Here is a 14,032-nt window from a genome sequence, read left to right as displayed (position 1 = left end):
TCTTGTTCACCGCGAGCTCAAAACTACCGACTCTCGCTGTAGCCATCATCCCTTTTCTGTGCTCCGGCTGCCCATCGTCCACCGACCTCCATCGGGAGAAGCCTATGACCGCAGAAACCCAGCCCATCACCGCCGGCCAGACCGTAGACCGAAAGATTGCCGGCGGGAATCTCCACCCGTGGACCTGGACCGTGGCCGCCGACCAGGTGGCGCATTTAGAAGTCCAGCAGTTGGGCATCGACGTCATGGTTCGGCTCTATGTCGGAAAAGAGGAGACGGCGGAGCTGGAGGTGGACGGCTTCGACGGCGCCTGGGGCACCGAACGGCTGTCGGTCTGCCCGCAAGCCGACACCGAGTATCGAGTGGAGATCGAGCCCCTCAGTGCCAAAGCGCCCCAAGCCGCTTATCGGCTGACCTCAACGACGCCCAGGCCCGCGACCCTCGAGGATCGAGCCCGAGCCCAAGCGGAGCGCCACTTCGACGCCGCCGAGCGCATCCGCCGGCGAGGAGACAAGGCCTCCAAGAGACTCGCCATCCCTGCCTACCAGGAAGCTCTGGACCTGTTTCGGGAGACCTCTCATCTCCGCGGCCGGCTCGATACTCTGCGCCGGCTAGGCTGGCTCCGCGGGAATCTCGGCGAGACCGCAAAGGCTCGCCAGCGCTTCGATGAGCTGCTCGAGCTCGCCCGCAGCTCCGACTCCCAACTGGAGGAAGGCAACGCTCTCAACCTGCTGGGAGAGCTGGACTACAAGAACCACGACCTCGACGCCGCCCGCCAACGCTTCACCGAGGCCCTGGCCGTCGCCGACGAGATCGACGACCCGGCCCTGCGGGGCCGCTCCCTCAACAACCTGGCCTCGCTGCTCTACCTGCAGGAAGACCAGACCGGTGCCATCGCGGGCTTCCAGGAAGTCGCCGCGCTTTGGCAAAGGCTCGGCCGCCATCAAAGCCGCGCCAGGGTCTTGGTCAATCTCAGCTACGCCCTCGAACGCCAAGGCAAGTTCCCCGAAGCCATCGACGCAGCGCGGGAAGCCGAGAGGCTCTTCGACCAGGGCAACGATCCCCAGCGCCGAGCCGACGCCTTGCTACAACTGGCCGGTATCTATCAGGCCATGGGGCGGCCTGAGGACGCCGCCGACGCCCTGACCCTAGCTCTGGAGACTCCGACTGCGGAGCTCGATACCTCTACCCAGCTCAAGCTTGCGGGACTCCTGGGCCTGATCCAGGTACAGATGGACGAGCTGGAGTCGGCGGCCCACCGATTCCAATGGACCCTGGAGGAAGCGAGCCGTCACGGGCGCTCTCTCCACGAGGCCATGGCGGCCCTCAACCTCTCGGCCCTGCGCCAGCGCCAGGGCGACACCGAGGAGAGCCTGAAGCTGATCCAACGCGCCCGCAAGCTCTTCGCCGCGCAGGAGGATCACCGCCACCTCGCCGCCTGCAGCTTCATCGAAGCTCTCAGCCTGCGCCAGCAAGGGAATCTGCAGCGCGCCCTCGAACAGCTGGAGGCGGCGGTGGAAAAGGTGGAAGAGCTCCGTCTGCAGCAGGCGGGCTGGGGCCTGCGCATGGCCTTCTTCGAGACCCGGCAGAGCTACTACGACGAGCTCCTGGATCTGCTCTACGAGCTCTACCGCCAGACCCGCGACCCCCGATATGCCGAGCAAGCCCTCGCCGCCGGGGAGCGCCGCCGAGCCCGCAGTCTGCTGGACGCCCTGGCGGAAGGAGACCTGGGCTACCGCGGCAACGCCGCTCTCTTGGACCGGGAACAGCGCCTGACTCGCAACCTGGCGACCTTGAACACGGAGCTGCGGCTGGCCGACGATCCCGACCGGCCGAAGCTTGAACAGCGCCAGCGCCAGGTGCTGCTGGAGTTGGAGACCACTCGGGCGGAGATCCGCCGATCCAGCCCTCAATATGCCGATCTCACCCGCCCCGAGCCCCTCCCGGTGGAAGACATCCGGCAGCAGGTCCTGGACTCCGACACGGTGCTCCTGGTCTACACCCTGGGAGAGAAGCGCAGCCTGCTCTTCCTGGTGGATCGGGCTCAACCCTTGCGGGTCTTCCCACTGCCCCCGCGGCAGCGCATCCAGACGGCCGTAGACGCTGGACGGGAGGCGCTGCAAAGCCTCAACCGGGGCCGCCGGGCTCAGAATCATCGCGCCCTCCAAGAGCTCTCGGACCTGGTGCTGGGTCCCATCGCCGAGCGCCTCGACGGCCGCCGCCTGGCGGTGGTCGCCGACGGCGCCCTGGAGACCATCCCCTTCGCCGCTCTCCCCGAGCCTTCGCTCCCCGGCACCGACGAGCCCCAACCCTGGCTGCTGGAGCGGCGGGAAGTGGTCCACCTGCCTTCCGCCAGCGCCCTGGCAGCGTTGCGTTCCGAAACCAGCAGCCGCCCCCAGCCGACCTATCAGATCGCCGTCTTCGCCAATCCCAAATTCTCCCCCGACGGCCAGGGAGGGGACTCCGCCACCGGTTCCCCCACCTTGGAACGGAGCGGCATACGCCAAGGACAAAGCTTGGGCGAGGCCCTCCAGCCTCTCCCCTACACCAAGACCGAAGCCGATGCCATTCGCCCCCTCTTCAACCCCGACCGCAGCCGTTTTCTGCTCTCCACCGACGCCGACCGCGCCGCCTTCGAGGATCCGCTGCTGGAGCAATTCGCCATCCTGCACCTGGCCACCCACGGCTTCCTCGATCCGGTGAACCCGGAGCTCTCCGGCCTGGCCCTGGCCATGGTGGACGAAGACGGCCAGCCGGAGGACGGCCTGATCCGCGCCCACGAGCTCTACTCCCGACGCTTCAGCGCCGAGCTGGTGGTGCTCAGCGCCTGCCAGACCGGCCTCGGGCGAGAAGTGCGCGGTGAAGGAGTGGTGGGCCTGCCCCGGGGCTTTCTCTACTCCGGCGTGCCGCGGGTGGTGATGAGCCTGTGGAACGTCGCCGACTCCAGCACCGCGGAGCTGATGGAGAGCTTCTACCACGAGCTGGAGAAGGGCTTCTCCGCCTCCGCCGCGCTGCGCCGCGCCCAGCTCGCCATGCTGCGCTCCGACAACGAAGCCCACCGCCAGCCCTACCACTGGGCTCCCTTCGTCTTCCTCGGCGACTGGACGCAAAAGGGCTCTATTCGGGTGGGCAAGGGATTCGAGGAAGAAGGGGACGGCACGGTCGAGATCCGCGACCCCAACAAGGGGGAAGGGTACGACAAGGAGGGAGAGATCCCCGATGCCTCCATCCACAGCACCGCTGCTGCCACCAGTCAGGGCCACGAAGGAGAGGCGAGCCCCCAGGCCCGCATCCCGGACCGCTCCCCTCCACCCTTCTCGGCAGAGGTGGCGAGCCGGCTCCTCCGCGGCGTCCCGAGCCGGGATGAGATCCGGCGTCGCGAGCCCCTGAAACCGCCGGCACACTTCGTCAACGGCGTCGACGGCGAGAACAGCGCTCTACTGACCTCAGAGGTGGATCTACAGTGGAACGATCCGCAGATCGGTTCTCGGGAACGGCGGCGGCTGCAGCATTGGTGGGAAAACCTGGACCGCCTCCGGCTGCCGGAGTACGGCGTCGACCCCGACAGCCTGGCCGAGTCCGGCTGGGGGGTGATCTTCGGTCCCGACGTCACCCAGGACGACCGCGATGCCCTCAAGGATCTGTTGAAAAAACGCCAGAAGCAGGCCGGGGACCTCTACCAAGAGATCACCCTGGCCGAGCCCACCGACGCCCTCAGCTTCCTCGAGCCGAAGGGTGTAGCTTTCGGGCCGGTGGATCCGAAAAAGCTCCCCTACTACCTCCTCCTCGTAGGGGATCCGGACCGCCTGCCCTTTCTTTTTCAGTACCAGATGGACGTGCAATTCGCCATCGGCCGACTGCATTTCGACCAGCCCGACGACTACCGCCGCTACGCCGCCGGAGTACTGCGGGCGGAGGAGCTGCGGGACCTGGAGCGGCCGGCGGTGCTCTGGGGCACGGACATCCCGAAGGACGAGAACACCCAATGGATGATCCACGGTCTGGTGGACCCCCTGGCGGCGGAACTGGATCATTGGCGCTCGACCAGGAAGCGGGGGCTCTACGACGTCCACCGTACCGTCGACGGCCGCAAGGCGACGCTGCAGCAGCTGCTCCAGGAAGCTCCGCCGGCCCTGCTCTTCACCGCCTCCCACGGCGTGGTCTTCGGCGCCGGCTCTCCGCACCAGCGGGACTACCACGGCTCTCTGCTCTGCGAGGACTGGCGGCCGAAATCGCCCATCCGCCCGGCTGTCTTCTTCAGCTCCCAGGATCTCGCCCCGAGCACCGATCTCGGCGGGCTCATCTCCTTTCACTTCGCCTGCTACAGCACCGGCTGCAGCCGCCGCGACGCTCTGGAGCAGAACGCCTTCGGCCAGGGCCTGCGCCTGGCCTCCAAAGCCTTCGTCTCCCGGCTTTCCCAGCAGCTCCTCAAGCAGGGAGCCCAGGCGGTGGTGGGCCACGTGGACCGCGCCTGGAAGACCTCCTTCACCTGGAGCCAGGAGGGCGACCAGACCCGGGTCTTCACCTCGGTGCTGCGCCAGCTCCTCGACGGCTACCGGCTGGGCTTCGCCACCGAATGGATCCACAACCGCTACGCCGAATGCGCCAGCCATCTCTACCCGCTGCTGCGCTCTAAAGCCTTGCCGGAAAGCCGCGGAGCAGAGAAGCTCCAAGACCTCCTCAAAGCCACCCTCGACGCCCGCAACTACCTGGTCATCGGCGACCCGGCGGTGCGGCTGGTGGGGGCGGAGGCTCGCCAAGAGCTGCGCTACGAGGAAGCCATGAAGAGAGGCTGAACAGCTCCCCGCCAAGAGCTCCTCCCCTCCCTCCAGCAGTCCCTTCACCCCGCCGACTCCTCCAGTCCTCAGACTGCTCCGCCAACAGAGCCTGCCCCCCAACCACCCCAGCGGGTGGCGCCAGTCGTGGCAGGAGACAGTACGCTGAGAAAAGAGTTTTCCGGAAGGAGGCGCGGGATGAGTCAGCCCCGTAGGGTCACCGTGGACGGCAACGAGGCCGTGGCAGAGGTGGTGTACCGGACCCACGAGGTCATCGCCATCTACCCCATCACTCCGGCTTCGCCCATGGGCGAGTTAGCGGACGCCTGGGCCGGCAAGGGGCGGGAGAATTTGTGGAGGGACGTGCCCGAAGTGGTGGAAATGCAGGCCGAAGGCGGCGCCGCGGGAGCGGTCCACGGGGCCCTCCAGGGCGGCGCCCTGACCACCACCTTCACCGCCTCCCAAGGCCTGCTCCTGATGATCCCCAACCTCTACAAGATCGCCGGGGAGCTGACCCCCTGCGCGCTGCACGTGGCGGCGCGCTCGGTGGCCACCCACGCGCTGTCCATCTTCGGCGACCACTCCGACGTCATGGCGGCACGCCAGACCGGGTTTGCCCTCCTCGCCTCCGGCTCCCCCCAGGAAGCCCAGGACCTGGCCCTGGTGGCCCAGGCCGCCAGCCTGGAAAGCCGGGTGCCCTTCCTGCACTTCTTCGATGGCTTCCGCACCTCCCACGAGATCGCCAAGATCGAGGTCCTCACCGACGACGACCTGCGGGCGTTGCTCGATCCCGAGGCCGTCGAGGCCCACCGGCGGCGGGCGCTGACCCCGGATCGGCCGGTGCTGCGCGGCACCGCCCAGAACCCCGACGCCTTCTTCCAGGCCCGGGAGGCGGCCAACCGCTTCTATCGGGCGACGCCGGAGATCGTCCAAGGAGTCCTGGACCGCTTCGCCGAGCGCACCGGCCGCGCCTACCACCTCTTCGACTACCACGGCCATCCCGAGGCCGAGCGAGTGGTAGTGCTCATGGGCTCCGGCGCCGAGACCGCCCACGAAACCATCGACTGGCTGATGCAGCGGGGCCAGAAGGTGGGAGTGCTCAAGGTGCGGCTCTACCGTCCCTTCGACGCCCAGGCGCTGATCGCCGCGCTGCCGGCCTCGGTGCGCACCCTCGGCGTCCTCGACCGCACCAAGGAACCCGGCGCCCCCGGCGAGCCCCTGTATCTGGACGTGGCCGCCGCGGTGCAGCGTGCCAGCGCCGACGGTGAGGCCCCGTGGACCACGCCGCCGCGGGTGGTGGGCGGGCGCTACGGCCTCTCCTCCAAGGAGTTCTCGCCGGCGGCGGTGAAGGCGGTCTTCGACCACCTCGCCGAAGACCAGCCCCGCCACGACTTCACCGTCGGCATCGTCGACGACGTCACCCACCTCTCGCTGCCCATCGACCCGGACTTCGACATCGAGCCCGACGACACGGTGCGGGCGGTCTTCTTCGGGCTGGGCTCCGACGGCACCGTCGGCGCCAACAAGAACACCATCAAGATCATCGGCGAGGAGACCGACCACTACGCCCAGGGCTACTTCGTCTACGACTCCAAGAAGGCCGGCGCCGTCACCGTCTCCCATCTGCGTTTCGGTCCCCGCCCCATTCGCTCCACCTACCTGGTGGCCAGCGCCAACTTCGTCGGCTGCCACCAATTCCGCCTCCTCGACCGCATGGACGTGCTCGAACGGGCCGCTCCCGGGGCCGTCTTCCTGCTCAACTCGCCCTATGACGCCGACCGCGTTTGGGAGCATCTGAGCCGCGAAGTGCAGGAGCAGATCGTCGCCAAGGAGCTGCGCTTCTATGTCGTCGACGCCTACCAGGTGGCCCGGGAAGGCGGGCTCGGCGGGCGCATCAACACCATCATGCAGACTTGCTTCTTCGCCCTCACCGACGTGCTGCCCCGGGAGCAGGCCATCGACCAGATCAAGCAAGCCATCGAGAAAACCTACGGCAAGCGCGGCCCGGAAGTGGTGCGGCGCAACTTTGCGGTGGTGGACCAGGCCCTGGCCCATCTGCAGCAGGTCTCCTACCCGAAAACCGCCGACTCCCAGCGCCGCAAGCCGCCGCTGGTCGCCACCGAGGCTCCGGACTTCGTCCAGCGGGTCACCGCGGTGCTGCTGGCGGGCAAGGGCGACTCGCTGCCGGTCTCCGCCTTCCCGGTGGACGGCACCTGGCCCACCGCCACCAGTCAGTGGGAGAAGCGCACCATCGCCCAGGAGGTCCCGCGCTGGGATCCAGAGGTATGCATCCAATGCAACCAATGCGTCCTCGCCTGCCCCCACGCCGCCATCCGCGCCAAGGTCTACGAGCCCGAGGCGCTGGAGAGCGGTGATCCGCCGGCGGACTTCCTCAGCACCGACTACCGCGCACCGGACCTCCGCGGCCTCGCCTACACGCTGCAGGTGGCGCCCCAGGACTGCACCGGCTGCCATCTCTGCGTCGAGGTCTGCCCGGCCAAGAACAAAGCCAACCCCCGGCGCAAGGCGATCAATATGGAGCCGCTGACGCCGGTGCTCGAGGAAGAGAAGGCGAAGTACCGCTTCTTCCTCGACCTGCCGGAGATCGACCGCTCGCGGATCCAGCGCCTCGACGCCAAAGGCAGTCAGTTCCTGCGCCCACTCTTCGAATACTCCGGCGCCTGCGCCGGCTGCGGAGAAACGCCCTATCTCAAGCTGCTGAGCCAACTCTTCGGCGACCGGCTGTTGATCGCCAACGCCACCGGCTGCTCGTCCATCTACGGCGGCAACCTACCCACCACACCATGGGCGGTGAACGACGACGGCCGGGGCCCGGCGTGGTCCAACTCGTTGTTCGAGGACAACGCCGAGTTCGGTCTCGGGCTGCGGCTGGCGGTGGATCAGCTGGAGCAGCAGGCCCGCGGCTGGGTCCGGCGGCTGGCGCCGGAGATCGGCGACGAGCTGACCTCCGCCCTGCTCACCGCCGACCAGAGCGACGAGCAGGGCATCGAGGCCCAGCGCCGGCGGGTGGCGCAGCTGCGCCGGCGCCTCGAAGAGCTCGACGGCAGCGGTGGCCCCCACAGCGACGATCGCCGCCGGCTCCTCGGCCTCGCCGAGCACCTGGTGCGCAAGAGCGTCTGGCTGGTAGGCGGCGACGGTTGGGCCTACGACATCGGCTACGGCGGCCTCGACCACGTGCTGGCCCTGGGGCGGGACACCAACGTCCTGGTCCTCGACACCGAGGTCTACTCCAACACCGGAGGCCAGCAAAGCAAGGCCACCCCCCTGGGCGCGGCGGCGAAATTCGCCGCCACCGGCCGCGAGTTGCCGAAGAAAGACCTGGGGCTGGAGATGATGAGCTACGGCCACGTCTACGTCGCCCGGGTGGCCTTCGGCGGCAAAATGAACCAAACCGTCGAGGCGTTCCGCGAGGCCGAAGCCTATCCGGGACCGTCGCTGATCATCGCCTACAGCCCGTGCATCGCCCACGGCTACGACCTGGCCCACAACGCCGAGCAGCAGAAGAAGGCGGTGACCACCGGCGTCTGGCCCCTCTACCGCTTCGACCCCCGGCGCGCCGCCGACGGCAAGCCGCCGCTCAAGCTCGACTCCGGCCCGCCCAAGGGCCGGGTGGCGGACTACATGGCCGCCGAGACCCGCTTCCGGATGGTGGAGAAGATCGACCCGCAGCGCTACCGGCGCTTCCTGCGCCAGGCCCAGGAGCAGGTCGAGCAGCGCTACGCCGTCTACCAGCAGCTGGCGGGCATCACCATCCCCCAATTCGTCGCGGAAACGCCGGAGGACGCCTCCTGAGGAGAGCACCATGGATCTGAGCACCACCTATCTCGGCTTCGAGCTCCCCCACCCCTTCCTCCCCGGCGCCTCGCCGCTGGTGGACGACCTGGACGCGGTGCGCCGGCTGGAGGATTGCGGCGCCGCCGCCATCGTCATGCACTCGCTCTTCGAAGAGCAGATCGTCGGCGAGGAGATGGCCACCGTGCGCGCCCTCGACGAGCCCGCCGAATCCTTCGCCGAGGCCCTCTCCTACCTGCCGTCGCCGGAGACCTTCGCCCTTGGGCCCCAGGAGTATCTGGAGCAGCTGCAGCGGATCAAGGAGTCGGTGTCGGTCCCGGTCATCGCCTCCCTCAACGGCACCAGCCGGGGCGGCTGGCTGGAGTATGCTCGGCTGATCCGCCAGGCCGGCGCCGACGGCCTCGAGCTCAACGTCTACGAGCTGGTCACCGATCCGCTGGAGAGCGGCGGGGACGTGGAGCACCGCACCCTCGAAATGCTGGAGGCGGTGCGCGAGGCGGTGGGAGACCTGCCGCTGGCGGTCAAGCTCTCGCCGTTCTACACCGCCCCGCTGCACTTCGCCCGCCGCCTCGACCAGGCCGGCGCCGACGGCCTGGTGCTCTTCAACCGTCTCTACCAGGCGGACCTGGACATCGAAGAGCTGGAAGTCCAGCGCACCCTGCACCTCTCCGACTCCTCGGAGCTGCTGCTGCGGCTGCGCTGGCTGGCGATCCTCGACGGCCAGGTCGACGCCTCGCTGGCGGTCACCGGCGGTGTCCACCGCGTCGAGGATGCGGTCAAGGCGCTGATGTGCGGCGCCCACGCGGTGCAGCTGGTCTCCACTCTCCTCGAGCACGGCCCGGAACGCCTCGCCCTGCTGCGCCAGCAGCTCGAAGATTGGCTCATCGATCACGAATACGAGTCCCTCGAACAGCTGCGGGGCTCCATGAGCCTCGCCCGCTGCCCCGATCCCCACGCCTACGAACGGGCCAACTACCTCCACCTGCTCCAGAGCTGGCGGCGTACGGGGTGGTGAGATCGTAGCGGCGGCTGACTTCTTCAGCAGGCTCCTAGAAACTCTTCAACCACCTCCCGCAGCCACTGCGGCTCCTCCGCCACCAGGGCGTGGCCGGCGGTGGGGTGGGTAGTGACGGTGGCCTGCGGGATGGCCTCGGCGAGGGCGCGGCAGTGCTCGGGAGGCATGACCCGATCCGCCTCGGTGAGAACGACCCGGGTCGGGCAAGCGATGTTGGGCAGGTGGGGCCGCAGATCGAAGCCTTCGATGGCGGCGAGGATTCCCACCAGGCCACGGAACCAGGCCTCCGGCATCTTTCCCAGCGCCTGGCGCCGGGCCGCCAGCTCTTCCGCCTTGCGCTCGCGATAGGCGGGAGAAAAGACTCGTTCCTCCAAGCGCTGGAGAAACGGCTGGCGATCTCCTCCTTCCAGAATCGACTGGACGATGCCGGCCATAGACCGCGTCTCCGCGTCCATCGCCTCCGTAGCGTGATCCGCAATGGTGACCGCGGTGAACGAACGCACCCGCTGGGGATGCAGCGCCGCCAACATCACCCCGACAGCGCCACCGAAGGAGGTGCCCAGGACGTGGACGGAGGGGAGCCCGAGATGATCGAGGAGCCGCACCACGTCGGCGGCGTGGACCGCCAGGTCCGCCGGCGCCTCCCCCGGTGACCGCAGCTGACCGCGGAAGTCGCAGCCCACCACCTGGAAGCTCTCCCGCAGCGGCGCCGCCAGGGGCTCCCAGGCCAGGTAGGTCATCATGCCGCCGTTGAGCAGCAGCAACGGTGGCCCCTCGCCGCTCGCGGCGTGAGCCAAGATCGAGCCTTCGTCGGCAGCCTCTCCCTGCTCAGCCATCCTCTGCTCCCTTCCTCTGCTGATTCTCAGGGGGTGTGGCTGGGGAGCTCCGCCGCCGCTACTTCCGCCACCTTATTGGACGAGGTCTTCCCGGACTTCATCGGCAGCCGGAAGGCCGCCATCTCCTCGCCGTTGCGCACGTAGAGCACGCCGTCGGCGATCACCGGATGATTCCACGTCTTGCCCTCGATGGCGGCGATGCGGGCGACCTCCGTGTAGGCCCCGGGAGCGGCCTCCACCAGCGCCACGTCCCCGCGGTCGGAGATCACCAGGAGCAGATCCTGCTCCGGCAGCAACAACATCTGGCCGTTACCGTAGCGCCCCCCCTTCCACGCCCGCTCCCCATCCTCGACGCCGATGCAGGTGAGGATGCGGCCGTCGAAGCCGTAGACATGCCCCCCGTGGACCACGAAGTCGTTGTAATACGGCTTGAGTCGCCGGGTGGTCCACACTTCTGCGACGCTCCAGCTGCCGGCATCCTTCGTGGGCGCCAGACGCCGCGTCCCCAAGCCAAAGCTGGTGCCGACGAGCACCGTGTCGTCCTCCAGCACCCAGGGCTGGGTCACCCGAGCGCCGCCACCGGCGGGCCACTCGTGGCGCCACAGCACCGAGCCGTCCGCCGGCGCCAGGCTGGTCACCCCGTCCCCAGTGACGATGAGCAGCTGGCGCACACCGTGGAGGGTCGCCAGGTGCACCGAGCTGTAGCTCAGGGCCCCCGCCGGCGCGAACCACCGCGGCTCCCCACTGAGCTCGTCGTAGGCCACCACCGCCTTGCCGTCCGGGGCGCCGGTGTGCACCACGACCAATCCATCCACCACCAGCGGCGAGCTGGAAAAGCCCCACTCGGGGGTCTTGGCGCCGGTGTCCTCCGCCACGTCGCGGCGCCACAGCCGGGATCCGTCGAGAGCGTTGAGGGCGTTGAGAATGCCCGTGGCCCCCAGGGCGTAGACCCGCCCCCGATGCACCGTCGGCGTCGCCCGCGGGCCGGTACCGGCCATGGGCTCCCAGAAGCGCGCCGGATCTTCGTGGATCCACACCGGCTCGCCGGTGGACGCCCGATAGCAGGAAACCGCTTCCTGCTCTCCCCGCTGCTCCTGGGTGTAGAGCAGATCTCCCGCCACCGCGAAGGACGACCATCCCGGCCCCACCGGCCGGCTCCACAGCTCCTCCGGCGGCGAGGCGCTCCAATCCGTGGCCAGCGCGACGCCGGGCACCACGCTGTTGCGCTGCGCGCCTCGGAAGCCGGGCCACACGGCTTCACCGATCTCCGCCTGAGGGGGCGCCAGCACCTCTTCCGACGCCACCGCCTCCAGCAGCTCCTCCTCCGGCGTCTCGGCCCAGCGCCAGGCGAAATCCCAGCTCATGTCCCCGTGAATGCCCTCGGCCCGTACCAAGACCCAACTGCCGATGGCGACCAGCACCACCGCCACCAAGGACCAACGCCGCGGGCTTGCCGCCCACCTCTGGGTCAGGGCCGCCCAAAGAACAAAGGCCAGGCAGAGGATGGGAAACCCGTAGACGACGATGGCCATGGGCGTCGATGGATGAGCCAGTATGAAGGTCAGCACCGGCACGACCACCAGGACCAAGAGCCCGAGCCACCGGTCGCCCTTGGGAGCGCGACTGGCGAAGAGCCACCACACCAGAATCCCCACCAGGCCCACGAGGGGTCCGATCATCATGCCGAAGAATTGCACCATCGTCGCCGGCGCCACCATGCCGCTGCCGTGGGTGATGATCCACGCCAACGCCACCAGCACCCAGCCGGGCCACAGCCTCAATCCGCGCGTCGCTTGCTCCTGCGCCATGTTTCGAGCTCCTTTCGCCGTAGGGCGTTCGCCGCCGGGAGGATTGTATCGGGCCTGTCGGACTCGCCCCGCGCCGAGTGTGAAAAACTTCTTGTGACGTCCGTCTCAATAGCTGCGAACCGCCGGAGCCACGCCGTGACTCCCCTGGCTGAACCGTTTCGGCCCATCGAGTGTCTCTATCCGTGGGACCCTCCGTCCGCCGGACCTCACGGCATCCCCGTCACCCCGGAACCTGCTGCTCTCGATCAGCCAACACCCAGGAGAACGCCATGAGTATTAGCTTCATGACCAACGTCGCCGTAGCCCATTCCGTCGCCCGCTCCGGCGCTCATTCCGGCAAGAGGGGCTCTGAAGTCCCGAAAACCCGCAGCTTGGCTGCCGTGTCCCACAGCGCCCAGGGCGCCGCCGGTCAGACCCCGGAGATCAACAAGGCCCTGGACGTCATCATGGCCTACATCCCCACCGAGATCCTCACCGTCTATGTGCCGGTCCTGGCCATGTTGGAGACCACCGCCGGAAAAGTCGTCGGCTTCCAGGGCTTCCTCATCGCCACCCCCATCGTGGTCTGGCTGCTCTTCGCCGCCAAGCTCCGTACGGCGTCGGGCACACTCCCCCTCAACCCCAAGGCCTGGCCCTGGTGGGAGATGGTCGCCGCCACCCTCGCGTTCTTCGTCTGGGCCTGCGCCCTCGACGACAACGCTGTGCCTCTAGCTATCAACGAGAGCCTCGCCGGCATCCTGGTTCTCATCTCCGCCCCGGCTCTCGGCCTGCTGGCTCCCATCTTCCGCTCCCCCACCGCTCCAGCGCTACCGGGATCCGAGCCCGAGGCGTGATCTAGCTCAGGAAGTCACTCGAACCAGTGGTCAGGTCAGAACCCCCCGCCGCTGCATGGCGCGGGCGTAGAACCACAGCCCCAGGGCGACGAGAAAGATCACCGCGGTGAAGATGAGGGGGAACGCTCCTCCCATGACCTCGAGTCCGTTGGAGAGCAGGAAGTTGTGGATGGTGGTGATGACCATGGAGACGAGGGAGACGAGAAACACCGGCGTCGCCCAACTCTTGCGGATCAAGAGCAGCACCGACCCCAGCACTCCACCCCACACCGCCAGCGCCCAGAAAGAAACCACCCATGCCGGGAAGCTGTAGAAATACTCCAGCTGCTCCGGCGTGAAGTTGCTCATGTAGGCCTCGTTTTGGGTCTGGGTCATCAGGTAGTCGTAGGCGCCAAAGGCATTCCACAGCAAGGCGAGAATGCCGACGACCCACAGATGCCAGGGCGTGGACGGACGAGGGGCTGCTTCAGTCATGGTGTCCTCCTGAGGTCACGGTGACGGAGTTGGGAAACTGGCTTTTGGAGGGATTGTATCGCGGGGGGAGGGCTTGCGGGCACTCGGAGGTGAGGGCTGTCGCTACAATAGCCTCCATGTCCCCCGACGGACTCCGCCACCAACTCACCGCCCGCGCCCGCGACCTGCGCCAGGAAGCCACGGCCGCCGAACAAGCCCTCTGGGACCTCCTCCGCAACCGCACATTCCGCGGCCTCAAATTTCGTCGCCAAGCCCCGATCAAGGGCTACATCGCCGACTTCTACTGCGCCGAGCAACGGTTGGTGATCGAGCTCGATGGGGGTGTGCACGAAAGGAAAGAGCAGAAGCTCCGAGATGCCGATCGCGACGTGGATTTGGAGGTTCACGGATACCGCGTGCTGCGCTTCCGGAACGAGGCGGTGCTGCAGCGGCCGGAGGAGGTACTGCAGGCTCTTGGAGACTGGCTGGACGGCTGACT

8 protein-coding genes are annotated in these 14,032 nt (G+C 68.0%); 5 read left to right on the top strand and 3 right to left on the bottom strand.

Features of this window, described 5'->3' with window-relative positions:
* Nucleotides 1–104: 104 nt before the first annotated feature.
* The 3 genes from SX243_01545 (at nucleotide 105) to SX243_01535 (ending at nucleotide 9,603) form a co-directional block, all read left to right on the top strand.
* Nucleotides 105–4,796 carry a CHAT domain-containing protein gene (locus tag SX243_01545; protein ID MDY7091634.1) on the top strand — a complete coding sequence of 1,564 codons (4,692 nt, stop codon included), beginning with the start codon at nucleotides 105–107 and terminating at the stop codon, nucleotides 4,794–4,796.
* Nucleotides 4,797–4,973: 177 nt separating this feature from the next.
* The gene (gene nifJ / locus SX243_01540; GenBank protein MDY7091633.1) at nucleotides 4,974–8,588 is read left to right on the top strand and encodes a pyruvate:ferredoxin (flavodoxin) oxidoreductase; all 3,615 of its coding nucleotides are present in this window, start codon (nucleotides 4,974–4,976) and stop codon (nucleotides 8,586–8,588) included.
* A 10-nt stretch (nucleotides 8,589–8,598) separates the two neighbouring features.
* Nucleotides 8,599–9,603 carry a dihydroorotate dehydrogenase-like protein gene (locus SX243_01535; GenBank protein MDY7091632.1) on the top strand — a complete coding sequence of 335 codons (1,005 nt, stop codon included), beginning with the start codon at nucleotides 8,599–8,601 and terminating at the stop codon, nucleotides 9,601–9,603.
* A 23-nt stretch (nucleotides 9,604–9,626) separates the two neighbouring features.
* On the opposite strand, the gene SX243_01530 is transcribed toward SX243_01535, so the two are convergent.
* Nucleotides 9,627–10,439 carry an alpha/beta fold hydrolase gene (locus SX243_01530; GenBank protein MDY7091631.1) on the bottom strand — a complete coding sequence of 271 codons (813 nt, stop codon included), beginning with the start codon at nucleotides 10,437–10,439 and terminating at the stop codon, nucleotides 9,627–9,629.
* A gap of 26 nt (nucleotides 10,440–10,465) precedes the next feature.
* Nucleotides 10,466–12,247 carry a PQQ-binding-like beta-propeller repeat protein gene (locus tag SX243_01525; protein ID MDY7091630.1) on the bottom strand — a complete coding sequence of 594 codons (1,782 nt, stop codon included), beginning with the start codon at nucleotides 12,245–12,247 and terminating at the stop codon, nucleotides 10,466–10,468.
* 269 nt (nucleotides 12,248–12,516) lie between these two features.
* On the opposite strand from SX243_01525, the gene SX243_01520 reads away from it, so the two are divergent.
* Nucleotides 12,517–13,080 carry a hypothetical protein gene (locus SX243_01520; GenBank protein ID MDY7091629.1) on the top strand — a complete coding sequence of 188 codons (564 nt, stop codon included), beginning with the start codon at nucleotides 12,517–12,519 and terminating at the stop codon, nucleotides 13,078–13,080.
* Between the two features lie 30 nt (nucleotides 13,081–13,110).
* Here the strand turns inward: SX243_01520 and SX243_01515 are convergent, their stop codons facing one another.
* Nucleotides 13,111–13,554, bottom strand: a complete 444-nt coding sequence (locus tag SX243_01515) for a hypothetical protein (protein ID MDY7091628.1) — start codon at nucleotides 13,552–13,554, stop codon at nucleotides 13,111–13,113.
* A gap of 116 nt (nucleotides 13,555–13,670) precedes the next feature.
* Between SX243_01515 and SX243_01510 the strand changes: the two genes are divergently transcribed.
* The gene (locus SX243_01510; protein MDY7091627.1) at nucleotides 13,671–14,030 is read left to right on the top strand and encodes an endonuclease domain-containing protein; all 360 of its coding nucleotides are present in this window, start codon (nucleotides 13,671–13,673) and stop codon (nucleotides 14,028–14,030) included.
* Nucleotides 14,031–14,032 lie beyond the last annotated feature (2 nt).

The organism is Acidobacteriota bacterium (genome assembly GCA_034211275.1).
Taxonomy (GTDB): domain Bacteria; phylum Acidobacteriota; class Thermoanaerobaculia; order Multivoradales; family JAHZIX01; genus JAGQSE01.
Note: the sequence above shows the minus strand (reverse complement) of the source record. Positions and strands in the feature narration are given on the sequence as shown.